Below are 24,341 nucleotides of genomic sequence, written 5' to 3' on the forward strand. Positions count from 1 at the left end.
GGCCCAAGGCGGGTAATGCTGCGGGCCAGTACCCTCTTCCCGGAACCGAGTACCAACTAGGTGGACGAGGAGTACCTTAAACGACTACTCGCCAAATGGACCTAAGCCCAACGTTTTAGTCATGCGGACGTGGGTGATCGCGCTCTGCAGCTCTGCCGCTTAGCCTTCAGATGGATCGGGGAGCCGTACTTCGACCTACGACTGGCCATTCACTTCGCAGTTGGATGACAAGGGTAACGGCCCTGAGCTCGGTGCAATCGCGTACTTGAGTCATCGCGAACATTTCCAGCATCGGAGCTGACTGAACATCTGAGCGCGCCTGCTGCACGTCCGAGTCCCTGCACCAATAGACGGGGTCGATGTCGTCGGGATTGAGCTTCTCCGTGAGGAAGATGCCGCCGACTCAGACGCAGACCACCGGAAGCACCGAACTGCCCTGCATCGTGGACTCGAAGTCTTGCCATATCTGCGAACGGGTCTCAGAGTCCGCGTACGTGGTGTCGTCGACGAAGTCTCGCTTCACGTTCTCCCACGTCGCGCCGAATCGGCCAAGTGCCAAGAGCCCGGTGTCCATATCGAGCGCAGGAAGCACGGCCCCACCTCCTCGTGCTTTGATCTGAGGCCTTGCAAGTATACGTTGAGGTCACGAACGGTAACGCTCGGCGAGACCTTTTGCAATGATCTCCTCTAATGCTCGCATCGAGGTCAGTAGCTGCTGATCCGTTGTGATCTCATTGAGCGTGAACGCTTCCGGCACACGGACGACTGTGCGCCGCGAAGCGTTGGATCCGCGCACCCTCGTTGCTGGAACAAACATCGAACGCGAGTGATGTTCTACGCCCAGCATGAGCAAAAGATCGCTGTCGACCACCTGGCTGCGCGTCGGCCAGCCCTGTTGCTCTGCACTGCTCGACAGCCAGACGAGTGCCGCGCTGCCGGCGAACACACTGGCCGCACGCTGGACGAGGCAGGAGAACTTACCGACACCTACTATTACGACTATCTGCTGGAAGAAGAGTAGGCAAAGAGCACTCGCTTCGGGTTCGTAAGCGTCAGATATGTACGTCGAACCCACCGCATCCCCGCTGAAGAACGCCCTTGTGTTCGCGATTGAGAACACCGCGACCGATGCTTCGATCGCCTCCCACCCCTCCGCTCTGAACACCCTCATCCGCTCGGGCGAGAGGCGCGGGATCGCCGGATCGACCGTCGACCTGATCATCAGAGCAGCCACCGCCCACATGGCGACCGCCTGCGCCTCCTCATTGTCAACGGAGCGAGGCCCAGAGGAGCTGATCATTCCAGCGAGCAGGGGGCCGGCGATGTCCTCGAAGGGCGTCATCCACGCACTGTTGCAATTGCCGCAGAGCACCCGAGGCTGCGTGTCGAACACGCCGCGACCGGAAGCTCGTTCCTCCAGATCGAGGAGGGGCATGGGCTCGATGTTCGAGGAGGCTCCCATCACCGTGTACGAGCTCTGCTGCGCAGGCAGAGCAGCGCGAATGGCACTGGGGACATAGTGCGCCTTCGTCATGCCGGTGCCTTCGCACATGATGCACTTCGTCGCGGTCATTGTGTTTCAGCAGCCCCTATCTGTCGGCGCTAAGTTCAACCCTCAGCCCCAGCGCGCCCGCGACTTTCACGAGCGTCGCTGTGGAGACGTCGTCGACTCGTTCGATGCGTGCCACAGTCGGACGTGAGAAACCGGCACGTTCGGCCAGCTCGAACTGGGACCACGCACGCTCGATCCGCTGGCCGCGAATACGAGCAGCGAGCTCCTCCATCGCAACAACGGGTGGGATCAGCGTCCATGATCAGTCCATCGGCTTTACGTGCGTCTCGATGAACTCGATCTCGTCGGCATCGAGCGCGTACTTGGCGTACAGCTGCTGGTCGATTTCGGCGATCGACTTGGACCAGTCGATGTCGGAGTTGCTCGTGAAGTCCTGGAGGGGAACGTGCTTCCAGGTTTTCGCCGGATTGTGCTGCGTGATCTTCAGCACGCCGAGCATGGTCCGTGCGAACTTGCTCTTCACATACTTGAGGCACGCCTCAGCCTCGGTCTCACTGTCGAACGCACCGATTGTGATGAACGATTGCGTCACCGCAATATCCGGCGCAAGTACGAGAGGGGAGGAAAGAACCTCTCCGAGGTTTCCCGCGCCGTTCGCAGCGGTGAGCGCAACCCTGTAAGTTCCAAAACTCGCAGGGCCAGTCGTGTAACTGCTCCGAATCCACCTTAGAACGCGCTTGTTTCTGATGAGTCCGAGCACCTGGGTGTATTCGTGACCATCGGAAGGCCGTTCGGCGTAGTAGAGAAACGAGAACTGCTCGAACGTGTTTGTGTTCACAAGCGCGGTGTTGCCGTCAGGTCGAAGTGCGCGTGCATCAGGGTGGTCCTGATAAAGCTGATCCGAGTAGCGGTAAGAGCGGGAGCTTGTGATTCCTGCATCTGTCAGAGGAGCCGCGCCTGACAAGGTCACCTTGCGCAGCACGTGGTTGAGCTCCGGGTACTTGGTGAAAGTCTCGATCGGTTCACCTTCCCGGTCCTCGTCGCGATAGGTCACTGCGATACCGCCCTTGATGTCTGTACCGGGGAACAGCTTTGCACTGCTAGGCACGTACACCGGGACCGACAGATGCCGGTCAGACAGCATCTTCTCATTCCAGGCCTTCGGAGTGAGGCCGGCATTGAAGAGAAACCGGGCGGGCGTGATCAGAACGGCTTTCTGACCGACCTCGTAGGCCGCATCCATAAACCGATGGTATATCGGCGTGTCACGAGTGCCCTCACCCTTCGCCTCATCTTGATACGGCGGGTTGCCGATGACGACGTCGAACTTCTTTCCCATGCTCAGTGTCCTTCCGTCAACATGTCGTCGACAAGCTGCTGTCGTTCTTCTGTGCTCATGCGAGCGATGTCTCCGTGCACGAAGTGCCCCGAGCCTTCGATCCACTCGCGCCGCTCAAGCACGCCGCCCGATATTGCCTCGATGGTGATCCTGTGCAGCAGCTCATTGTGACTCATCTCGAAGATCTGCTTCGTGAGGATGTGCCTCAGCCGCTCGGTCTGGTCAGGGATCTGATCTGCCAGGCCGGCGTCGAGCCTTCGCACGAGCTCCATCAGGAACAGCCCCGCCGTCGAGAACAGGTCGGCGAACGTCTTCTCGGGATCCGAGAAGATGCCGGGGTTCGCCTTCTCAAGCTCGTCCACCATCGTCTCCACCACATCGCGCGGTGTGAACACCAGTGAGGTCTTCTGCTGCGGGATGTAGGCAAAGATGTCCTCGGTCTGCGACTCGTCGAAGTAGTCGGCGAGCTGCGCTTTCTTGTCCAGGAACTCCTGCACTGCTTTGTCGAAGACAGCCTCGTCGAACATGCCAGGGATCGACACCACCGTGCCGTCCTCCTCCGTGACTTCCTGTCCGTCGCGGAGCATGCGGAACTCCGCCTCGGTGATGCCGGTGATCTCCTGGAAGACGTCGTCGGGCGTGTAGTCGTCGAAGTTCGAGAGACGGAGATCCCTGTCGCCATAGGCCATCAGGAACATTGGGATCGTGCGCGCGAAGCCGCGCAGGTGCGACCGGGCGTCGTCCATCGTCTGGTTCGCTCGCCGCTGCTCCTTCTTCGTCTCCTCGCGGGTGACGACCTCGGGTGCGATCTCATCCGTGCGTGCCGACACCAGGGCGAGGATCTGGTCGTTGAACGACTTCTCGTGCTCGGCCTGAGCCCGCTCGATCTCTCGCGCCTCTGACTCGGTTGCGGCTTGCTCGCGCTCCTCAGATAGACGAGTATCGACGATGCTGCGCTCCAGGAGTACGCGCTCGACGTCAGCGACGACGCGCGCCTCGGTCTGCTTCTCATCGCGCTCCACCTGCTTGGAGGAGAGTCCGTACTCCTCTTTGAGCTGTTCTCTGGTCTCCTTGGTCTTCTCGGTCACCAGCTTTGCGACCTCGCGAGCGACCTTGTGTGCGGGGGCGCTCTTTTCCAGCTCGATCGATGCGATGTCCTCGATCCGCCAGACCGGCTTCCCAAGTTCTGCGACCTTCGGGTTGATTACCGTCGCGGTGTCCAGCTGCACATTGCCGTTCTCGTCGACGTTCGGGACGGGCTCGGGCATCTCGACGGACTGCCCCTTCTTCGTTTTGCCCTGCTTCGCCTCCGGCAGCTTCTCAAGGATCTCCTTGACGTGCTCCGAGTATCTGAAGATGCCGGCCACGTTGGCGAAAAGGAGGTTCGACAGGAACCCTCGCCGCACCACCTCCCGCGCCGCGAACACCTGCGGGAACGTGAGCACCTGCGCGGCGTCGAGCTCAACCATCCTGCCTTCGGAGTCCTCGCCGATGACGGGGAAGAAGTTCAGGAGCGTGCGGATGTTCTCCTGCCGCACAGCTTGGTCGTTCGAGGTGCTCGACTTCAGGTTGTTCGCGAACTCGTCGAAGATCCGCAGCGTCCGCTCGGGAGCGAAGTCGAAGATGTAGGCGTTCTTCTTCTGCAGCAGGGAGTTGCCCCGCATGAAGGTGCACGGGTTCTGCGCGCGGAACGCCGCCTGCATGTACAGCGACGGCGAAGACAGGTTCGAGAGCATGACCACGGCGGTCCACTCAGGCACCGTGACACCCGTCGTCAGCTGCCCGACGGAGAGCGTGATGGTCTTGCCCCCGACTTTCTCGGCAGCGTCGATCGCGGCCTTCACTCGGTCGAACGACTTGCCTACCGCCTCAGCATCCACTGCCTCGTCGCGGCCGTCGCCAGCGGCGAGGATCACCTCGTAGTCCTTGAACACCTTGTGCTTCTTAAGCAGGCGCTGGAGTGCCTTCGCCGAGGCCACGCGGTTCAGCAGCCAGAAGGAGTGCCTGATCTCGTCACGCAGCTCGGGGGTCGAGAACGGATACTTCTCGTTGGCTGCGAGGCAGTCGAGGAACTTCCTGACGTCGTCCTCGTGCTCGAAGAAGCCGCTCTCCTTCGTGCTGAAGAACTCGTTCAAATCGAAGGTGAAGTCGATGTTCGCCTGCTCCTCGTCGACCGCCACGCCGACGGCTAGCTGATCGGAGATCATGCGTGAGACCTGATAGGTCAGCATGTTCAGGGTGGGCAAGGCCTCGTAGGGGTTCTCCTGAGTCTCGTCGTCCCAGTCGCGGTGCGCTATCTGCTCGTCCTCGTACGTCCAGTTGAAGATCTGCTCATCGCTGAACCGTCCCGAGGCCAGCGCCTTGAACGGGGTGCCCGAAAGATGCAGGGTCCACGACCGGGTGATCTGCTCGAAGGCAACATCCGTCTTCAGCGTGTCGACGCCCTCATGGGCCTCGTCGATGACGAGCAGATCCCACTCGTACTCCGCGATGTGCTTCAGCTTCTTGTGTACGCCGCCGAAGTACTGCGAGCCCTTGAGATCCTGGAGCGAGACGAACTCAACGATGCGAGGATCATCTCCGGTGTCATTGGTGAGGAACTTACGCCACTGGTCCCGTGTCATCGGCGAACGCGATTCGAGTGACTGCGACTCGGAAACGAACTTGTACGTCGTCTGGTGGCCGATGAAACGCTCGAAGTCGTCGAGCCATGAGTTCGCGATGGCTGGTCGGTTCGTCACGATCAGGACTTTCCGAGCCCCGAGCTCGCGCACGAGGTCGTACGTGGTCAGCGTCTTGCCGAAACGAGGCTTCGCGTTCCAGAGCACCTCGTCGTGCCCGGAGGTGAACGCGTTCAATGCCTGATTGACGGCCGCCTGCTGCTCAGGGCGGAGCTTGTAGTCGTCCGTGCCGCTCGTCTGCAGGGCTGAGTAGTCCTGGCCCGCGAACGCGTTGAAGTACTCCAGCGAGGTTCTCGGTGCGCCAGCGAAATGGTGCCACTCGGTGCTCGGCCGCAGCTCGCGCTCGATGCCCTGCTGCTTCAGGTAGGCGTGGAAGTCGCTGTCTCTGAAGCTGCCTCCTGCCGCCGTCATGAAGAAGGCGCGGCGTTCCCACTCGATCTTCTTCTGGACCGAGAGCTGCGAAGCCTGCTGGGCGACCCGCTTCTCGGCGCTGCCCTGCTCGGTGTAGCCGATCTTCTCCCAGCCCTCGTACTTGGGAATGTCGGGGGTCGACCACGAGTAGATCAGCGGTGTGATCTCTCGGTAGGTGCTGATGTTCGGGCTAGGCATCGGCTCTCGCTTCCTTGTGGACATGGTCGATTCGGCACCGCTCGTAGCTCTCGTAGACGGTGAAGTCGAAGGCACCGGTGACCGCACCACGGAGCGAAGCGAACGTGAACGGCTCGCGCTGCACGGTCGCGGGGAGGTTCAGCACGCGGTGCCACCACGAGAACTCGATCTCGGCGCCGGAATCGTCGAACCCGGTCAGAGTGTTGCCCTGAACCACGTTGCTCGCGAGCAGGAACTCGGCTGAGCGTCGAAGGTTCGTCCGGTGGTTGCAGCGGACCCCGGCATCCTCGTGGAATGCGACGAACTCGGCCATCAGCCCTGCTCGTGCCGCTTCGAGATTGTCATGCAGCAGCTCGATGCCGTAGATCGACGCGAGCGCGAAGAGGGACTCAGTCGGCCAGAACTCCCTCTGGTAGCGCTTCTCGATCGCGTGCAGCTTGCGCTGCAGGATCGCGATCAGGAAGTTGCCGTCGCCCGCGCTCGGCTCGAAGAACGTCTTATCGACGAACTGGGGGCCCGTCTCAAGCTCGGCACGCACTAGGTCGAGCATTTGATTGACCATGCGCCGCGGAGTGAAGACCTCGCCATGAGCCTTCACGCGCTGACGTGACTTGATCAGCTGCTCACTCGTGCCAGTGCGTCCCTTGCCGTCGATCGCGGCACCATGCTTCGTTCGGGCTAAGTGGGGGAGCGCCATAGGTTCCTTCATCGATGTGTGTATCAGATAGTCTAGGATCTTGCATGGGTTCCGAGCGGTAGCAGCCCGCACGTGTCATGTCTGTCTTGCCGGCCGTGGCAATAAAGAGGGCTCGTTCTGCAACGGCTGATTCTGCGGATGGCAGATTGTTGACGGGTGTCGCAGCCGTCTCCTCCTACGAATGGTCACCACTTTGGTCACTAGAAACCCCTCCTGCGGTCACCAGATTGGCCGCTACCGGCCGGTAATCTCCGGTAGGCTGAGGCCACGAGAACCGCAGAAAGATGCAGTTTTTGGCCATATTTTGGCAAGGGAGATTTTCCCGGAGCTCGTCAGTTGCTCTTGGTTCAATCGCTGTTCGTGTCCTGCGTGTCACTGAGTGACTCGTTCACATCACTCGGCGACGACTTTAAGCGGTCTGGGTGTATTCGAGTCAGGGGATACGTCATTCGTCTCTAGACGCAAGGGAGCCGAGTGCGTTCGGAGTCGTCAGAGGTAGGCGAGAACCGGCCTGATCCTCGGCGGCGTACTCCGTTGATCACCGCAGCTCCCGCCGCCGAAACACCGCCACCGCCACGACAACCAGCACCAAGCTGGCACCGAGTCCGGTCCCCACAGGCCACCACGTGGCAAAACCCTCCGTGGGAGTGCCCGACGCGACGGCCACCGCTGCAGGGAGCAGGCCCGCGGGCGTAAACTCAGCGAGGCGAGGCGCGGCGCCCGCGACGGCGAGCAGGAAGAACGCGCCGACACCGACGCCCGCGGCCGCAGCCATCGCGTCAAAGGTCGCCGAGGCCAGCAGCGACACCGTGATCAGCACCATGGCGAGCACGACCCACAGACCGGTCGCGCCGAGCATCGCCCCGAGATTACTGGCGCCAACACCGTCACCACCAGCACCACCGAACACGACCCGGGTCACACCCCAAGACACCAACGCCCCCACGAACGCCGCCACCGCGACGAACCCTACGAGCACTACCGCGTGGCTCACCACGTATGCAGACCGCGACGCGGGCTTCACGAGCAGCAGCGACGCGACGCCCGAGCGCACCTCGGTGTTGATCGCACCGGCGGCCATGATCACCACCACGAAAACGGCGAGCTGTGAGAGGTCGGTGATCCAGCGCGCTGCCGCGTCGGCGGCCGTGGGTTCGGGCAGCGCGAGCGCGGTGAGCTCGCCACCGCCGAGCGCACCGGCGAGAATCTCATTGGTGAAGCGCGCGATGACGGGTCCGCTCGCCGCGAGGAAGACGAGCACGACGGGCAGCACCCAGACGCGCCATGTGCGCACCACCTCGCGAGCGCGCAGACGCAGGAGCGGAAGCATGGCGTTCATCGGGCACCCTCCACGAGATCGACGAACACGTCTTCGAGGCTGGCCGCCCGAGGTTCGAGCTGGAAGAGGCGGCAACCGAGCGAACTCACGACCGCGGCGACGCGGGCGGCGCCGTCCTCCACATCGTCGACGGTGACCACGAGGGCGCGCGACCCGGGGGCGTCCTCGGCCACGTCGAGCACCCAGCCGGATCCGGCACCAACCCTCGTAGCAGCACGAAGCGCCTCGCGCAGCCGCTCCGGTTCATCGGTCTCCACGACGAGTCGGCTGCGCGACCCGCCGAGCCGCGCCCGCACATCGCGGAGCGCGCCCTCGGCGGCGACGCGTCCGTTGCTGAGAATCGCGACGTCGTCGCACACGCGCTCGACGTCTGGCAGCAGGTGCGTGGAGAAGAACACGGTCGTCTTTCCTTTGAGTTCGGTGATGAGTTCGAGCGCGGCCCGGCGGCCCATCGGGTCGAGTGCTGAGGTCGGTTCGTCGAGTATCAGCAGCTGCGGGCTGTTGATGAGGGCCTGCGCGAGACCGAGTCGCTGACGCATGCCGCGCGAGTATCCGCCGACGCGGGCGCGGGTGTCGGCGAGGCCGGTGAGTTCGAGCAGCTCAGGAACCCGGCGCCGAACAGTGCTCTGGGGGAGCTGAAACAGCGTCGCGGCCTGCTCGAGCACCTCGCGCGCGGTCATCCACGACGGAAACCCGGGAACGTCGGGGCAGTAGCCGATGAGGGGCCGCACCTCGGTGCTGCCGGGCGCGTGGCCGAGCAGGCGGGCGCTGCCGCTGGTCGCGCGGGCGAGGGCGAGCAGGATCCGGATCGCCGTCGTCTTCCCCGCCCCATTTGCGCCGAGAAAGCCGAACACCGACCCCCGCTCGACCCGCAGGGTCAGGCCGTCGAGCGCGAGCCGCGATCCGTAGTGCTTCGTGAGCGAACGGGTTTCGATCGCGGGGGAGTCGTGGGGGCCGCTCATCGTTGCTCACCGGTCGCACGGGGCTCGGAACCGTACAGGCCCTGGACGGTGCTCGCCACGTTCGCCGGAGCCTGCGCGGCAGTGTCTGCGACGGGCGCGGGTCGGCGGCCCACCGCGAGGAACAGGATCGGCCCGATCGTATTCGCCACCAGGATGATGAGCACCCACGGCCACTTGCGTCCGAACTGCACCCGCTGCGTGGGGGTCTTGACGAGCACCAGCAGGCTGACTGCGGCGAGCAGCGCCTGCAGCGACAGGGCGATCACCACGATGAGCCCGGTCGTCGTGGCCAATGAGGGGAAATCCGTATCCATGCGCGATCTTCTTTCTCGGCGTGCGAAGCCAGCGGGTAGGTATTGCATATATCCTTGCAATACAAAGTACCCGAGTCAAGTCAGCCGTTTCGGTGGCCGGATCGCGCAGCGCGCCGCCGCCTCAGCCCATGCGGGCCCGGTTCGCTTACGGAGCCGGCGTCGTGCCCGCGCCCGCATCTGTGCCAGCGCCCGCACCGGCCGCGCGCCAGGCGCGGCGGAGCCCCGCCCGCAATGGCAGCACGATCATGGCGAGCGCTGCGGCGATCCCGAGGGGGAGGGTCGCGGGGACGAGCAGCCCCCAGCGTCCGCGCGGGCGCCGCGCGTCGAGTGTCGATGCGGCGATCACGGAAGCCGACATCCCGGTGAGCGTCGTCGCGCTCGCGGTGCGCACGAGCTGGTCCTCGGTCGAGGTCTGCTCCCGTGCGGCCCACAGGGCCGCGACGACGCCGAGCGCAGCGGTAGCGGCGAGTGCGCGCTTCGACCCGGTGCGATTGCGTCGCCCGGTGAGGCTGAAGCCGGAGGCGACGCGGTCGGGGAGCCGCTTCCAGGTCAGCGCCAGCGCGCCGGACGATGCCGCCGCGATCACGAGGGGAGTGAGCTGGGCCGTGCGCACCGCGCGCTCGGGAATCTGGTCGAGCACATCGCTCGTTGCGTCATCGGGGCGGATGAGCCGCATCCGCACCGCGAGCGCGCCGAGGTTGACCGTCCACCCGGCGCCGAGCAACCGCGGCACGAAGAGCTGCGGGCTCTCGGGATTCCAGGTGCGCGACCGCACCTCGGCGCTCAGCGGTCCCCGCAGCTCGACGGGCACGCCCAGCACGCGGAGGTTGGGATTCTCGGCAGGGGAGTCGCTCGTCAGTGCGTCGAGCAGATCCGCCGCATAATCCTGAGCCGGCCCCAGTGCCTCGACCGGATCGATGCCGGCCTCGGCGAGCTCGTCGAGCTGGGCTGCGAGCGCTTCGAGCGCGAGCACCCGATCCTGCCGTGAGAGTGCGCCGAGGTGCGCGTCGACCTCCCGCAGATACGTCTTCATGCGTCGCCCTCCAGCTGCAAGATGCGGTGCATCGCGCTGCTCAGGGCGCTCCATGCGGCCGCTCCTTCTGTGAGTGCGGCGCGGCCCTCGTCGGTGAGGCGGTAGTACTTGCGCGGCGGGCCGCCCGCGGCCTCCACCCAGCGCGTCTCCACCTTGTCAGCCTTGTCGAGTCGCGCGAGCAGCGGGTAGACCGTGCCTGGGGTCGCGGTCAGCGCCGGGTACTCGCCGAGCTGCTCGATGATCTCGATCGAGTAGCACTCCTCGCGGTCGAGCACGGCGAGAATCGCCAGTTCGAGCACTCCCTTGCGCAGCTGCGCGGTGCGATCACTGGTCGGCATGCTGAACAGCCTTGCAATACATGGGTGGGTTGTCAACGCGGGAGCGCAGTGCCCGTCCGTCGTCGATGGGAACGACCTATTATGGGGGGATGCTGACGGCCGGAGTCGACCTTGCCGCGGAACGCACGGGAACGGCACTCGCGATCATCGAATGGTCGGCCTCAGGGGTGCAGCTGCGGGAGCTGTATCTGGGAGTCGACGATGCGCGCATCGTCGAGGTCGCCGTGGACGTCGACAAGATCGGCATCGACTGCGCCTTCGGGTGGCCAGACGAGTTCGTTCGCTTCGTCAACGATCATGCGGCCGGTGTGCGGGATGCTGCCGGCCCCGACGGTGGCATGGCGTGGCGCCGCACCCTCGCCTACCGCGCTACGGACCGGGATGTGCGCGAACGCTCGGGGCGCTGGCCGCTCAGCGTCTCGACCGACCGCCTCGGGCTGACTGCGATGCGCTGCGCTGGCCTGCTCGGGCGGCTCGCGGATGCCGGTATTCCGGTCGATCGTGCGGGCACCGGGGCGGTCGTCGAGGTGTACCCGGGGGCGTCGCTGCGCGTCTGGGGCTTCGACACTCGTCGATATCGAACGGATCCGGAGTGTCGGAAGAGGTTGCTGCGAGATCTCGAAATGGCCGCTCCCTGGGTGGACCTCGCAGCGTTCGCCGAACCTATGATCACTTCAGCCGATGCATTCGATGCGGTGGTCGCTGCGCTCGCAGCGCGAAGCGCGGCACTCGGTCTGTATGCGCAGCCGCCACCGGAACTGTTGGACCGCGCTCGCCGCGAGGGTTGGATCGCGCTCCCAAATGCCGGCCTGAGTGATCTGCGGCCCGTCAGCCTCACGGACTCGCGTCGCTGACGGTTTCCTAGCGCTTCGAGCGTTCAGTGTCGTGCACGTAGCGTTGGGATACCGCACCACACTGACCGCCCACCGCGTTGCGCTCGGCTTCGGGCGACAGGCGGAGCCTCTTACTCCCGCTTCGCCTCGATCTCGCGCACGTGCACGCGCACGAGATCCGCAATGAGCTCATCAGGGAGCGGCGCCTGCAGCGTGAACTGCACGGCATGCGCGGTGGTCTTGTACGGGGTGAGTCGATCCTGCAGCTCTTCGAGCGCCCATGACGACGGGTAGAAGCTCAGGTGCTTCTTCGACGCCGTGAAGTAGACGAGCGCCCGCCCCAGATAGGAGAGGGTCGGCATCCCGTAGCTCATCGACTCGACAGCGTCGGGCACGAGCGATGTCACGAGCGCGCGAATCCGTTCGAGCTCGGCGCGAGGCTCCGGATCGAGCGCGGCCAGATACTCGTCGATCGTTGCCGCCTTCGAGACCATGAGGTGAGTGTACTCCGACGCGGTCGGTGCCGACCGTCGGAGATTCGGCGTCGGTGAGGCGGGGGATGCGTCTCACCGACGCCGAATCTGTCACCGAAGCCGAGGCGCACAGCGCTCCTGCCAAGGAATCTCTCATCGACGCCGGATCTCTCACCGAAGCCGACGCACGCAGCCCTGCCGCAACCGGCGCCCCTTTGCTAGCGTAAGCCGCGTACGGGGCCCGATTCGAGAACGGCGAGTGAGCGATGACCGAAGACACCGGAACCAACGGCGGCACGGGCGACACGAGCGCCGCCGACGATGATGACGACGGGCTGCCGATCTTCGAGCCCCCGTTCGGCCTCGACGACGTGCCCGGCTTCTGCGAACGGCTCGTCGACCACCTGATCTCGAGCGAGACCGGCGAGGAGTTCACGTTCGAGGGCGTCGAGGGAGAGCAGGCGCAGGGCGTCTGGATCCTGCCGCTCGGCGGCTACGACCCGAAAGAGGACCGGACGCTCACCGAGGGCGCCCCAGCAGACCGCGAGCTGCCGCCGGGCGGTTACGCCGAGGTCGCCGACACGTGGGCGCAGGGTGTGCGCCGGGTGCTGCGCGAGTCGTGGGGCACGCCGCTCGTGCGCACCCCCAAGCTCGTGGGGGTCTCGATGGAGCCTGAGGGCATTCTCGACTACCTCATGGTCGCGGTGCGCATCGAAGAGGCCGAGATGTGGGATCACGGTGCGCTCTGCTGCGTGCTCCTCACCAGCTGGGACGGCGAGCCGTTGACGAGCATGCTGCGCCAGATCCTCGTCGTCATGCCCCGCGAGTACGCCTTCGGCGGCATGGCGGTGCTCGCCGACGATGAGGTCACGGTGCACGACCTCCTGATGCACGGCGAGCACCTCACCGAGCTGCGCCGTCGCGCCTGGCTCATGAGCGCGCTCGCCGGCCAGGGAGAGGTGCGCGTGCGCGACACCGCGCTCGAGGCGTCCCGCTTCAGCCTGCGGGCGAGGAACGGCACCACAACGGTGTGGACGTTCACCGATGACGGCCGCGCGTTGGTGCTCATGCAGGATCCCCAGTCCGATTTCGTCTCCAGCGCCGCCGAGCAGCTCATCGCCGATCAGCTCGCGGAGGCGGAGCACGCGGACGAGCCCTTCGAGGATCAGCTGGAGGAGGCGCAGCTGATCCTCATCGCCCGCATGCTCGACGGCGTGCCCGAGGATCTGCGCGAGCTGATCGCCGCCCGCACGGAGAACGGCCGCGGCGAGCCTGCGGAGCACCAACTCGAGTTCCGCATGCTCGGCGACCAGCCGCTGCCGCTCATCTCGGGCGCCGTGTGGTTCGACGGAGAGCACTGGCGGGTGACGCGCAGTCTGCTCGAGATCGGCAGCCTCAACGACTTCGGCATGGACGACTTCGGATTCGCCGAGGCCGTGCGCAAGCCTTACCGCCTCGGCGGATCGTTCACCCTCGAAGACTTCTCGGGGCGCACCAGTGAGGATCGCCGCGCGCAGATCGAGCAGGTCTTCGCGGCGTGCCCGTACCCCGAGCAGCCGCGCCCGCCAGACGCTGAGCGCCTCGGCTACGGGCTGCCGCGCGACACGACCCATGCCGAGATGGTGCTCGAGATCGAGCGGGCGACCGAGGTGTGGTGGGACACGGATCCTGATCACGTCGACTTCCGCGACCAGACCTTCCAAGTGGGAGGCCGCGAGCTGCGGTCCATCGACGGCCGCGTGCTGCGCTCGGTGATCGCCCTCGCTGAGCCCTGGTCGGTCGACGTGCTGCAGGCCTGGGTCACGGAGCTGAGCGACGCGATGGAGCGTCGGTGGGGGCCCGCCTTCGAGATGCAGGCGCGCGAACCGAAGACCGGCATGGAGCGCAAGACGCCGGTGGCGCGGGTGATGCGCGCGGTCGGGCTGATGAACGCGCCGATGTGGTGGGTGAACGGCCACGCGGTGCTGCTGATCGCGGGCGCGCCCGACCCGAGTTACGCCGAGGAGCCGCAGGCGATCATCGTGATCGGCCGAGCCGATGCGGTCATCGACCTGATGCGCGGCACCCGCACGTGGGAGCTGCGCCAGCGCACGCGGGTCATCGGCGCGCTCGCCGCAGAGGTGGCGGGCGAAGCCGCACCGCACGAGATCTCGTGGCGCGGGCCGAGCCTCGCGGGATCCGATCTGCGACCGAACGCGGTGCGCGGGCGCATCCGGGCCGACGATCACTACTGGGTGTGGCACTTCGCTCACGACGGGCGTGGGCTGCTGATGTCGTTTCCGCTCGATGAGACGGCGGCTGCGGTCGCGCGGCTCTCATTCGAGGATCAGGCCGAGCTCTTCAGCGGCGTGCCGGTCGACCTGCTGTCACTCGTGACAGACCGCGACCCCGCCGGCCTGTATCCGGTGGTGACGCGGCCGGGCCGTGCCGATCCGGATCGCCCGCCGATTCCCGGTCTGCTGCGCACCGCAACCTCGCTCCCCGCCGTGCAAGCCGTGTTCTGGCGCGACGAGAGCGACTGGCGCGCGTCGACGGGCATGCTGCAACGGGTGCGTCCCGCGGCCCCTGAACGCAGCGGTGAACGCGAGGAGGCGGCCCCCGAGTCCGCGACGCCCGACACGTCGAACCCGTTCGCCATGCTCTACTCAGACGCGATCGGCGTACCGCAGCTGCAGTGGGCGGTCGGAGCGGGTGAGAGTGTCACCCCCGACATCCTCGCCGATGACCGCTACTCGAGCGTCGTGTTCGGCCAGCGGGTGTCGCTCCACGAAGCCGAGGCAGCCTACGCGCAGCTCGGCGACGTGCACCAGGTCGCGCTCACGGGATCGCTGAACCAATTCCTCGATACCGCCCTCGGCATGCCCGCGCGCCGGTATCTGCTCGACGCGGCGCTTGCGAACCCCGACCCGCGCAACCGTCGCGAGATCGCGCTGCTGCTGCTCGAAGACCTTGATGCGATCGACGCGTCGATCCAGCTCTCGCATCTCACGCCGATCAACGTGCTGTTCGAGAACCCGACGCTGGGGGCCGACGACCTGATCCTGCTCATCAGGCTGCTCGACGCCGGTGCGCAGGCGGGCCTCGGGCTCGGCGGTCCGAGCGTCGCACGGCACCCGCTCGTGCAGCTGGCCAACCGCGACGCCGAGGAGGCCGAGTTCGAGCCGCTCGTGCACACGCTGCTCATGCGGGGCGAGCACGGTGGTCGGCCGTGAGCCGCCAAAAAAGTGCAGTAAGAGCGCCGATAATGCACTTTAGTGGCGGTTCAGGGGTGTCGCGCGCGAACCGAGAGCCATCGAGGGGCCTTGGTGAGCTTGCCGAGCATCCACTCCAGCGGACCCTGCCCCACGAGCAGCGCCCACGCCGTACACCCGGCGAGCACCCAGACGGTCGTCGGCCAGAACGGGTCGAGCGCGCGAAAGCCCTGCGACGGGTCGATGCCGGGGTCGCGCGCGGTCTCGATCGCGATCCAGATCGCCCAGCTGCCGATGTGGGCGACGTACGCGGTCAGCGGCATGGAGCCGACGGCGCGTAGCGGGAGCGCGATCCAGCGCAGGGGAGTCATGCATACGAGCACGGCAGCGCAGGTGACCGCGAGGGCGAATCCGCCAGAGCCGAGGGCCTCACCGACCCCTGACGAGTGCGGTGCGTCGCTGAGCGCCGCGAACCACCACTCGGTCGTGCCCGCGGAGGTCGCTCGCGGTTCGACTGATCCGGCACCCGCATCGAGACCGGCGAGACCGGCGGGCCCGGCCACGCCGTATCCGACGACGGCGAGTACGATGCCGGCCGCGAGCAGCGGCCACGCGAACTTCCACTAGCGCATCAGCAGCGCCCCGGTCGCCATGCCGCAGAGCATGAACGCCAGCCACAGCGGCAGCGGGTAGTTCCACGCGATGAGACGCAGTGACTCCTCGGCGGATACGGGATCGTCGCTGCGGGCGACAGCGGCGTTGATCCACCACACGACAAACGGTGCGCCGACGGCGAGCACTGCCGAGATCACGAACAGCAGCGGCACGGCGAGCCGGGTGAACGGGATCGCCAGCACGAAGAGTGCGCCGTAGGCGGGGAGAATGACGTAGACCGGCACATCGAGATCATCGAGCCAGATGCCGAGCAGCCACAGGAGAATGCCGCGCAGCAGCAGTTGCGTGCGCAGACCCCAGAGCGGTCTCGGTGCACTGACCCCACGGGCCTCTCGACGGCGAGCCGCCGCCGCGATGATGCCGATCGAGACCCCCGCGAGCATCGCGAAGAGCACCGCTGAGCGCCCTTCGACGAGCCCCGACCAGGTGCCGGGGTCGTCCCACTCCAACGACGAGATCACGGCGAGATGAGCGGCGAAGACGCCGATCACGGCCAACCCGCGCGCGAGATCGACCCCGGCGAGGCGGTGCGGGGGCTCCAACCGGGAGATCTGCGCGCGGAGGTGCGAAGCGAGAATAGCGATGCCGTTATTCTCGCTTACGGCCAGAAGCGAGAACAAGAGCTCTGCTCTGCTCGCGTCTCACCCAGCGGGCCCGGCTTCGCGAAGGGTCGGAGCGCCTGCTACCGTAACCTCGTGACTGCATCAACGAAGAACAGTGCGCCTGAGCGCGAGACCTGGGGCAAGCGAAGCGCGTTCATCATCGCCGCGATCAGCTCCGCGGTGGGCCTGGGCAACATCTGGCGGTTCCCGGGAGTCGCCTACGAGAACGGTGGCGGGGCGTTCCTGATCCCGTATCTCGTCGCATTCTTGACCGCCGGGCTGCCGATCCTCTTCCTCGACTCGGCGATCGGCCACAAGTTCCGCGCAGCTCCGCCGCTCGCGTTCAAACGCCTCAACCGCAAAGCCGAGCCGCTCGGCTGGTGGCAGGTGGGCGTCTCCTTCTTGATCCTCACCTACTACTCGGTGATCATCGCCTGGGCGCTCGGCTTCGTCTGGTTCAGCTTCGGTCGCCAGTGGGGCGACGACGCGGTCGGCTTCTTCACGGGCGACTATCTGCAGCTCGCCGATGCGCCCGGCGTGACCTTCGAGTTCGTGCCGGCGGTGCTCCTCACCCTGCTGATCGTGTGGATCGCCGCGATCATCGTCATGTCGCTCGGCCTGCGACGCGGGCTCGATCGCGCCAACCGCGTCACACTGCCACTGCTCGTCATCGTGTTCGTGATCATCGTGATTTACGCGATGACGCTTCCGGGCGCCTGGGACGGCATCAACCAGTTCTTCGAGCCCGATTTTGCAGCGCTCGCAAACCCGGGCGTCTGGCTCGCGGCGTACGGGCACATCTTCTTCTCCTTCTCGATCGCCTTCGGCATCATGCTGACGTACTCCTCGTACATGAAGCGGCGCAGCGATCTCGCCGGCTCGGGCGTCGTCGTGGCCTTCGCGAACTGCGCGTTCGAGATTCTCGCGGGCATCGGCGTATTCGCCGCCCTCGGCTTCCTCGCGTTCTCGCAGAATGTGCAGATCGACGACCTGGACGGGCTGAGCGGTGTCGCCCTCGCATTCATGACGTTCCCGACGCTGCTGAGCGAGATGCCGGGCGGCGCCTTCATGGGCGTGCTCTTCTTCGGCTCGCTCGTGCTCGCCGGTTTCTCGTCGCTGCTGTCGATCTACCAGGTCGTCACCGGCTCCATCCAAGACAAGACCGGCTGGTCGACCCGCCGCGTCGCGGTCACCGTCGGCCTCGCGGCAGGCATCCCCTCAGTGGTGCTGTTCGGCACGACGTCGGGCCTCAACGTGCTCGACGTACTCGACGCGTTCGTCAACAACATCGGCGTCACCGGATCGGCCGTCGCGACGCTCGTGCTGGTCGCGTGGGTCTTCCGCGCCGTGCCGAGCCTGCGCGCGCACCTCAACGCGCTGTCGTCGCTGAAGCTCGGTCCCATCTGGACCATCGCCGTCACGGCTGTCACGCCCGTCATTCTCGCGGTCATCCTGGTGCGGGGCATTGCCGAGTACATCACCGAGGGCTACGGCGGATTCCCGACGTGGTTCATCACGACGATCGGCTGGGGCGCGATCGCCCTGCTCGCAATCTTCTCGTTCGCGATGAGCTACCGCAAGTACCGCCGCGCTGATGCCGAAACGTTCGTGCCAGACGAGCCGGAGCAGCTGCACACCGAGATGACCGACCTCATCACGGTGGCCAGAGAAACATCCGCACAGCGACGCACCCCAGGGGGAACACGATGACCACCAGCGCACTGATCATGATGGTGCTCTCCATCGGCATTCTGTGGGGCGGGCTCGCCTGGGCGATTCTCCGCCTGCGCAAGCACCCCGACGTGAGCGGGGCAGGCGACGACGAGTAGGGCTCCTCGTCGGATGTCTCGCGACGACGAGTGACGCTCGCCGTATGATGTCACGCAGGGAACTCGGGGGAGGGGAAGCGTGACGATCGCGATCGATGCCGATGACGTGGCGGCAATTCGCAAGCATCTGCGAACGGCGAGCGAAGACGTGGGCGATGCGGTGCCGCAGCTGCCGGGGGCCGCAGCGTTCGGGCCGCAGGTGCTCGGCAGCGCGGTCGCGTCGTTCGAGGCTGCGATGCGACGGGAAGCCGAACGTCTCGCCCAGCGGTGGACGGCTCTCGAAGCGGGCGTGCGCGAGACCTTCGACGACATGAGTGCGGTCGAAGACGAGCTCGTCGCGGGCATCGGGCGCTTCGGCGGGGCCTTTGGAGCGAGAGTCGGTGGAGCCGTCGGTGTGAATATCGGCGGCGTGACTGAGCCGCCCCGCAGCCCGGGGCTGCTCCTGTGACCGGCGCTCCCGAGCTGCTGCGGCAGGGGGCGCAACGGCGCGGCGCAACCTGTTCCATCGGTTTCATCACGACGAAGCTGCGTCCCTCCGACGAGGGCGGCGGGATCGCGGCACGTCTCGGCATCTCGAGCCCCGACGGCCGCACCACGGTCGAGCTCGGCCCTGGAGAGTCTGCCGAGCTGCCCGGCGGGGGATCGGTGCACATCGTCGACATTTTTGTGAGCCCCGACGGCACGCAGACGGCGGCGGCGATCGAGGTCACGGAGGCACCGGCGTGAATCGCAGGGGCAGGATCGCCCGCATCATCGGCGGCGCAGCGGTCGTCGGGGCCGTGGTCGCCGTCGGAGTGCTCGGATTCGTCGGCGTCGAGCGCACAGTGATCGCCGGCACGCAGGTTCGCATGTGCGGCACGTCGGTGGGCGTTTCCGTGGTCGAACCCGGACGCGCCGTTCAGTTGCTCGGAGTCTCTGACGCGCCGCTCGCCGCGGGCGACCGTGCTCGCGCGCACGCACTCTGCGTCGTCGAGGTCGTGCGAATCGAAGGCGCGGATGGCCAGGATGCCGGCGCGGAGACCGACGCCGATGGCGCTCAGGCGACGGTGCACCTGCGGTGGCGGCTGTGGTGAGCGGGTTCGGCGATCCGGCCGCCGTTGAAGCCGCCGCAGCGGCGCTGCGCACCGGATCGCAGGCGGCGGAGCGCGCTCGCGACCAGGCTGCTCGTGCCCGGCCCGACACCTGGAGCGGCGCGGCCGCGGATGCGTACAGCGCCGCCGCCGAACAGACACTGCCCGAAAGTCTGCGTCTCGCCGACACCCTCGAAGCCGCGGCCGGTACGCTGCGCCGATACACCGCAGTGCAGCGCGAGGCGCAATCGCACTACGAGCAGGCTCAGAGCGATGTCGACCGCGCGACCCAGGCGCTGCGCAGCAATCCGCTCGACATTCCCGCCGCGCTCACCATCGCACGCGCGGAGTTCGCCGCGTTCGGCGCGCTCGGGCAGGTGCAGCAGGCGGCGTCGACTGCCGCCGACGAACTGCGCGCCGCGGTCGGCGAGGAGGGCGACGGTAGACCCTGGTGGGATCCGTTCGGCTGGTTCAACGATCCCGAGGATCCCGATGAGCGAGTCTCAGACAACATCCTCGATGACGACGCGTTCGACCCCGATGACGTCGCTCAGGGCAGCATCGGCGACTGCTTCATGTTGAGCTCGATCGTGTCGCTGCTGAACAGCGACCAGGGCGACGAGTTCATTCGTGAGAACGTGCGCTGGGACCCCGAGCGCGAGGGCTACTGGGTCACGCTCTACTCGAATGGCGAGCCCGAGGAGGTCTTCGTCGAGTACGTCTTCGACAACGGGGCCAAGCAGAGCGACTGGGACTGGTGGATCTTCGGGGGCGACAAGCCCTCAATCGCTGCGCTCTACGAAGCGGCGATCCGTCAGGAGTACGGCTACGACTTCATTGACGGCGGGGTGCCTGCCGAAGCGATGGAGATCATCACCGGTCACCCGGTCGACGTGATCGAGAATAGCAACTACGCCGGCCTCGACGAAGGCCAGGTCGACGAGCTGCGCGAGGTGCTCGATGACGGCGGGCAGGTCGTCATCTCGTCGCCCAGAAACGGCGACCACCAGATCACGGTCACTGACCCAGACGGCAACTCCCGCGAGGTCGACGTCGTGACCTCGCACTCCTACGTCATCACCCGCATCGATCCCGACGGAAGCGTGTGGATGCGCAACCCGTGGGGGCCTGGCAACAGCGCCGACGGTGGCGGAGAATTTCGCGTCAGCCCAGAAGACGTCGAAGATCTCTTCTGGCGCGCGACGATGACGAACGTCACCGAGTAGACGCGAGACGTCGCCGAGAAACGGCAGTGCCCCCGAAACCAGAGCGGTTTCGGGGGCACTGCGGTAGGAGACGAACTCCGTGGCGAGACTCGCCGTTAGCCGATGCTGCGACGACGGCGCAGCGCCAGCGTCAGCCCGCCGATGAGGCCTGCGGCGAGCAGCAGCATCGCGCCGAGCGCGGCAACGGGAGCCGTGTCGGCACCGGTTGCGGCCAGACCTGCGTTGCCCGATCCGGCACCGGCAGCGGAGCCCGGTGCAGCGGGTGCAGCCGATCCGGCAGCAGCAGCCTCCACGTACCCTTCGAACGCGAAGGTGAGCAGCTCGCCCGTGCCGTTGTCGACTGTGATGATGAAGGAGTACGGCCCTTCATGCATCGGCGTGCCGCTCAGGATGCCGGTGACGGGATCGAGCGAGACCCCCTCGGGCAGCAGCCCGCTCGTGACGCGGTACGTCGCCGCAGGATCGGAATCGATGCCCGCACTCAGATCGATCTCGAAGTACTTGCCCTGCTGCAGCTGGGGAAGCTTCACAGCGCTCCCCGGTGCCTGCGCCGGCGACTTCACGACCGTGCCGGTGAACTCGTACGAGATGGCCTCGCCGACACCGTTCGACGCAGAGATCGTGAACGCGAATGCGCCCGAGGCCGTCGGCGTTCCGGTAATCGCGCCGGTGAGCTCATTCAGGGCGAGCCCGGACGGAAGGGAACCGGCGGTGACGGCGTACGTCGCTGCCGGGGTGCCCTCGGCGAAGACGCCGTCGAAGAACTCCGTGCCCACGCGCAGCGAGCCGAGGGTCGTGTCGACCCAGACCGGAGCGGCGGTGACGATGCCGGTGAGCTCGAGCGCCACGGGATCGCCGATGCCGTTCGACGCACCGAGCGTCACGGAGTACGAGCCGGCGGTCGTCGGCGTTCCCGTGATCTCACCCGTCGACTCGTTCAGTGAGAGCCCCTCGGGCAGCGCGCCTGAGAGGATCGAGTACGTCGGAGTCGGGGTTCCGGTCGCGGTGAAGGTCGTCGAGACAGCAACGCCGGTCTGCAGCGCGAGGCCGGTGTGCTCGTTCCAGACCGGCGCCTGGTCGACGACGCCCGAGAATTCCCGAGTGGTCGTGGTGCCGACGCCGTTCGACGCCGTCACCGTGAAGGAGTACTCGCCGGAGGCGATCGGCGATCCGCTGAACTCACCCGTGATGGGGTTGAGCGAGACGCCCTGGGGCAGCTTGCCCGACGTCACCAGGTAGACCGGAGCGGGGGTGCCGCTGGCCTGCAGGGTGCCGGCCGCGTCGGTGCCCACGATCCAGTGACCGGGGTCGCCCGTGATCGCGCCCGGAGCCGCGGTAACCGTACCCGAGACGCTGAGCGCCTGAGTGCCCTGAGTGTTCGACGCGAGGATGATGAACGAGTATGCGCCCGGGGTGGTCGGCGTGCCGGTGACGCGCCCCGTGGCCCCGTCGAGCGTGAGGCCGTCGGGCAGCTCGCCCGAGCTGATCGAGTACGTCGGAGCCGGAGTGCCGTCGGCGGAGAAGGTCACATCGAGCGCCTCGCCGACCTGCGGGCTCCAGCCGACGGTCACGTTCCAATTCGGAGCCTGCTCGACCGTTCCGGTGAACTCGCGAGTCGTGGCCGTGCCGATGCCGTTCGATGCAGCCACGGTGAAGGCGTACGCGCCGGCCTCGGTCGGTGTGCCGGTGAAGGCCCCCGTTGCCGGATCGAGCGTGACACCGGCGGGCAGCTCGCCCGCGGTGACGGTGAAGCTCGGTGCGGGAGTGCCGGTGGCTGCCACTGCGCCGGTCGCAGTGGTACCCACGACGAACTGGCCCGGTGTGCCGGTGATGGCACCGGGGGCCGCGTTAACGGTTCCGGTGACCTCGAGGTCGTCGGTGCCGGTCGGGTTCTCCGCGCGCAGCGTGAACGAGTACGCGCCAGCAGCGGTCGGGGTGCCCGAGACGACGCCGGTGGTCGAGTTCAGCGTGAGGCCGTCGGGCAGCTCGCCCGCCACGACCGAGTACGTCGGCTTGGTCGCCCCGCTCGCGGTGAACGTGACCGAGACTGCCGTGCCGACGACGGGGTCGCCGAGTGACTGCTGCACCCACACCGGAGCCGCGGGCGCGCCACACGTGAAGCCGTTGAGTGGCGTCGACGACGAGGTGGTCTTGCCGATGGCGTTCACCTTGGTGACGTTCACTCGCAGCTGGCTGCCGGGGGATTCGACGAGGTAGCACGATGTACCGGTGGCGCCAGGGATATCGGTCGCGGTTGCACCATTCACCGATTGCGTCCACTGGACCGTCGTCTCGGTGATCGGCGAGCCGCCATCGAGCCAGGTGCCCTCGTCGAAGGAAATGGTGCTGCCCTCGGCGGTGGACCCCGTGAAGAACGGCAGACCGGCATTGACGGGTGCGGTGCGGTCGGCCAGCACGCGGAACGACTGCGCCGTGCTCTCGGCGGGCACGTACTCACCGCTGCCGGCCTGGTTCGCGACGATCGTGCAGGTGCCGACCGTGCCGGTGAAGGTCACCGTGGTGCCGTTCACCGCGCAGATCGAGGTGGTGCTGGTGCTGAAGGTGACGACGCCGCCCGGGGCGGTTGCGCTGACAGTGATCGCTCCATCCGTCGCGACATGGTCGGAGAGCTGTGCGAAGTCGACCGGGTTCGCCTGGCCGAGCTTCAGCACGTTATCGATGTACATGTTCGACCCGATGACGTAGCCGCCCGACTGATCGTAGGTCCCGTTGACGAAGCGGAACCGGTACGTCCCATCGGCGGGAATCGTCTTGCTCGAGGTCGTCCAGTTCTGCGTGCTTCCGCGGCCGTAGGCGATGAGCGTGTGGTCCTCGGGCGTTCCGTAGCTCTGACCATCGACCCGCACCAGGTAGGCGTAAATCTCGTAGTCGTCACCTGTGCGCTGCGCGGCCCAGTCAAACGACACGGCCTGTCCGCTCGTCGCGGCGAAGGGCTGCGAGTAGACCTCCGGCCCAAACGACGAGCAGTACGTCGTCAGCCCGCCGAAATCGTTGCCCGAGTCACACCGACCGTTCGAGTTGAGCTGCAGCGCACCGGTGCGATTGAGGAAGGGGACGTTCGACTGCGAGCCGAGCGTCATCTGAGCATTGCGCTCGTCGCTCTCTCGCTGCCACCCGATATTGTTTGCCGAATAGTTCCAGTCGGTGACGAACTCGTAGGGTTCGTTCGTCAGTGAATCGGTGCCGCGCACGGTGTACGGGCCGATGCCGCTGATGGCGACCGGGCCGCGCTGCGAGCGGCTCGCGAGTTCGCCGAGCTTCACGGGTTCATTTTTTGGAGCCTCGAACTGGATGTTCTCGACCGCGGCCTGAGCCGGCTGGGCGGTGCCGAGCACGAGCCCGGAGAAAGCGACCGCGGCAGCCGCGGCGATGGCGACTGCGCGACCAGCGCGCGATCGTAGACGATACGTACGCGCGCGTGGCGCGCCGATGGTTGACAACATGTGCTCCCAGATACCCGTGCGACACGTCGAGCGATCGTCATGTCTAATCAGCGATGATCAAGGCGTGATCGTTCACTCCCCGCGTGAAACTTAGCGGAAGCTGAAAGATGCACCCTCATGTTCTGGGAGAAATCACCCGAGCTTTCACCCGCG

At 66.3% G+C, this 24,341-nt stretch carries 23 protein-coding genes; 8 read left to right on the forward strand and 15 right to left on the reverse strand.

What is annotated here, in order from left to right:
- Positions 1-403: 403 nt before the first annotated feature.
- The 11 genes from AB0O71_RS12730 to AB0O71_RS12780 all read right to left on the reverse strand — a co-directional run bounded on the left by AB0O71_RS12730 (position 404) and on the right by AB0O71_RS12780 (position 10,825).
- Positions 404-592, reverse strand: a complete 189-nt coding sequence (locus AB0O71_RS12730) for a hypothetical protein (protein ID WP_363745862.1) — start codon at positions 590-592, stop codon at positions 404-406.
- 51 nt (positions 593-643) lie between these two features.
- A complete protein-coding gene (locus AB0O71_RS12735) occupies positions 644-1,435 on the reverse strand; it encodes a hypothetical protein (protein WP_363745864.1) in 792 nt (263 codons plus the stop codon).
- A 154-nt stretch (positions 1,436-1,589) separates the two neighbouring features.
- Positions 1,590-1,784, reverse strand: coding sequence for a helix-turn-helix transcriptional regulator (locus tag AB0O71_RS12740; protein ID WP_363745866.1), 195 nt, complete (start codon positions 1,782-1,784; stop codon positions 1,590-1,592).
- A 30-nt stretch (positions 1,785-1,814) separates the two neighbouring features.
- Positions 1,815-2,852, reverse strand: coding sequence for an Eco57I restriction-modification methylase domain-containing protein (locus AB0O71_RS12745; protein WP_363745868.1), 1,038 nt, complete (start codon positions 2,850-2,852; stop codon positions 1,815-1,817).
- Between the two features lie 2 nt (positions 2,853-2,854).
- Positions 2,855-6,142 (reverse strand): DEAD/DEAH box helicase family protein, encoded by a 3,288-nt coding sequence (locus AB0O71_RS12750; RefSeq protein ID WP_363745871.1) that lies wholly within the window; start codon positions 6,140-6,142, stop codon positions 2,855-2,857.
- On the reverse strand, positions 6,135-6,851 hold the full coding sequence (locus AB0O71_RS12755) for a hypothetical protein (protein WP_363745873.1): 717 nt from the start codon (positions 6,849-6,851) through the stop codon (positions 6,135-6,137). Before AB0O71_RS12755 ends, AB0O71_RS12750 begins: the two co-directional genes overlap by 8 nt.
- A gap of 526 nt (positions 6,852-7,377) precedes the next feature.
- Positions 7,378-8,178, reverse strand: coding sequence for an ABC transporter permease subunit (locus tag AB0O71_RS12760; RefSeq protein ID WP_363745875.1), 801 nt, complete (start codon positions 8,176-8,178; stop codon positions 7,378-7,380).
- On the reverse strand, positions 8,175-9,140 hold the full coding sequence (locus AB0O71_RS12765; RefSeq protein WP_363745877.1) for an ABC transporter ATP-binding protein: 966 nt from the start codon (positions 9,138-9,140) through the stop codon (positions 8,175-8,177). The genes AB0O71_RS12760 and AB0O71_RS12765 overlap by 4 nt, the downstream gene beginning before the upstream one ends.
- Positions 9,137-9,454 carry a PLD nuclease N-terminal domain-containing protein gene (locus AB0O71_RS12770; protein ID WP_363745879.1) on the reverse strand — a complete coding sequence of 106 codons (318 nt, stop codon included), beginning with the start codon at positions 9,452-9,454 and terminating at the stop codon, positions 9,137-9,139. Before AB0O71_RS12770 ends, AB0O71_RS12765 begins: the two co-directional genes overlap by 4 nt.
- Positions 9,455-9,599: 145 nt before the next feature.
- The gene (locus AB0O71_RS12775) at positions 9,600-10,541 is read right to left on the reverse strand and encodes a hypothetical protein (RefSeq protein WP_363745881.1); all 942 of its coding nucleotides are present in this window, start codon (positions 10,539-10,541) and stop codon (positions 9,600-9,602) included.
- Entirely contained in the window at positions 10,484-10,825 is a 342-nt protein-coding gene (locus AB0O71_RS12780) for a PadR family transcriptional regulator (RefSeq protein WP_363745883.1), read from the reverse strand. The genes AB0O71_RS12775 and AB0O71_RS12780 overlap by 58 nt, the downstream gene beginning before the upstream one ends.
- A gap of 89 nt (positions 10,826-10,914) precedes the next feature.
- On the opposite strand from AB0O71_RS12780, the gene AB0O71_RS12785 reads away from it, so the two are divergent.
- On the forward strand, positions 10,915-11,679 hold the full coding sequence (locus AB0O71_RS12785) for a DUF429 domain-containing protein (protein ID WP_363745885.1): 765 nt from the start codon (positions 10,915-10,917) through the stop codon (positions 11,677-11,679).
- A 110-nt stretch (positions 11,680-11,789) separates the two neighbouring features.
- On the opposite strand, the gene AB0O71_RS12790 is transcribed toward AB0O71_RS12785, so the two are convergent.
- Positions 11,790-12,152, reverse strand: coding sequence for a DUF1801 domain-containing protein (locus AB0O71_RS12790; RefSeq protein WP_363745887.1), 363 nt, complete (start codon positions 12,150-12,152; stop codon positions 11,790-11,792).
- A gap of 245 nt (positions 12,153-12,397) precedes the next feature.
- On the opposite strand from AB0O71_RS12790, the gene AB0O71_RS12795 reads away from it, so the two are divergent.
- Positions 12,398-15,343 carry a hypothetical protein gene (locus AB0O71_RS12795; RefSeq protein ID WP_363745889.1) on the forward strand — a complete coding sequence of 982 codons (2,946 nt, stop codon included), beginning with the start codon at positions 12,398-12,400 and terminating at the stop codon, positions 15,341-15,343.
- Between the two features lie 50 nt (positions 15,344-15,393).
- Here AB0O71_RS12795 and AB0O71_RS12800 read toward each other — a convergent pair whose 3' ends face one another.
- Together AB0O71_RS12800 and AB0O71_RS12805 are read right to left on the reverse strand one after the other, a co-directional pair.
- Positions 15,394-15,885, reverse strand: a complete 492-nt coding sequence (locus AB0O71_RS12800) for a hypothetical protein (protein ID WP_363745891.1) — start codon at positions 15,883-15,885, stop codon at positions 15,394-15,396.
- 60 nt (positions 15,886-15,945) lie between these two features.
- Positions 15,946-16,617, reverse strand: a complete 672-nt coding sequence (locus AB0O71_RS12805; RefSeq protein ID WP_363745893.1) for a heparan-alpha-glucosaminide N-acetyltransferase domain-containing protein — start codon at positions 16,615-16,617, stop codon at positions 15,946-15,948.
- A gap of 75 nt (positions 16,618-16,692) precedes the next feature.
- Here AB0O71_RS12805 and AB0O71_RS12810 point away from each other — a divergent pair, with 75 nt between their 5' ends.
- The 6 genes from AB0O71_RS12810 to AB0O71_RS12835 all read left to right on the forward strand — a co-directional run bounded on the left by AB0O71_RS12810 (position 16,693) and on the right by AB0O71_RS12835 (position 20,724).
- Entirely contained in the window at positions 16,693-18,309 is a 1,617-nt protein-coding gene (locus AB0O71_RS12810) for a sodium-dependent transporter (RefSeq protein ID WP_363745895.1), read from the forward strand.
- Positions 18,306-18,428: a methionine/alanine import family NSS transporter small subunit gene (locus tag AB0O71_RS12815; RefSeq protein ID WP_363745897.1), complete on the forward strand. Its 123-nt coding sequence runs from the start codon at positions 18,306-18,308 to the stop codon at positions 18,426-18,428. Before AB0O71_RS12810 ends, AB0O71_RS12815 begins: the two co-directional genes overlap by 4 nt.
- Before the next feature lie 79 nt (positions 18,429-18,507).
- Positions 18,508-18,876 carry a hypothetical protein gene (locus AB0O71_RS12820; RefSeq protein ID WP_363745899.1) on the forward strand — a complete coding sequence of 123 codons (369 nt, stop codon included), beginning with the start codon at positions 18,508-18,510 and terminating at the stop codon, positions 18,874-18,876.
- Positions 18,873-19,154: a hypothetical protein gene (locus tag AB0O71_RS12825; RefSeq protein WP_363745901.1), complete on the forward strand. Its 282-nt coding sequence runs from the start codon at positions 18,873-18,875 to the stop codon at positions 19,152-19,154. Before AB0O71_RS12820 ends, AB0O71_RS12825 begins: the two co-directional genes overlap by 4 nt.
- Complete coding sequence (locus AB0O71_RS12830; protein ID WP_363745903.1) at positions 19,151-19,501, forward strand: hypothetical protein; 351 nt, start codon at positions 19,151-19,153, stop codon at positions 19,499-19,501. The genes AB0O71_RS12825 and AB0O71_RS12830 overlap by 4 nt, the downstream gene beginning before the upstream one ends.
- Complete coding sequence (locus AB0O71_RS12835) at positions 19,498-20,724, forward strand: C2 family cysteine protease (protein WP_363745905.1); 1,227 nt, start codon at positions 19,498-19,500, stop codon at positions 20,722-20,724. Before AB0O71_RS12830 ends, AB0O71_RS12835 begins: the two co-directional genes overlap by 4 nt.
- 95 nt (positions 20,725-20,819) lie before the next feature.
- Here the strand turns inward: AB0O71_RS12835 and AB0O71_RS12840 are convergent, their stop codons facing one another.
- The gene (locus tag AB0O71_RS12840; protein ID WP_363745907.1) at positions 20,820-24,188 is read right to left on the reverse strand and encodes an Ig domain-containing protein; all 3,369 of its coding nucleotides are present in this window, start codon (positions 24,186-24,188) and stop codon (positions 20,820-20,822) included.
- Positions 24,189-24,341: the final 153 nt, after the last annotated feature.

Origin of the sequence: Leucobacter sp. NPDC077196 (assembly GCF_040687075.1) — a bacterium.
Classification (GTDB): Bacteria; Actinomycetota; Actinomycetes; order Actinomycetales; family Microbacteriaceae; genus Leucobacter.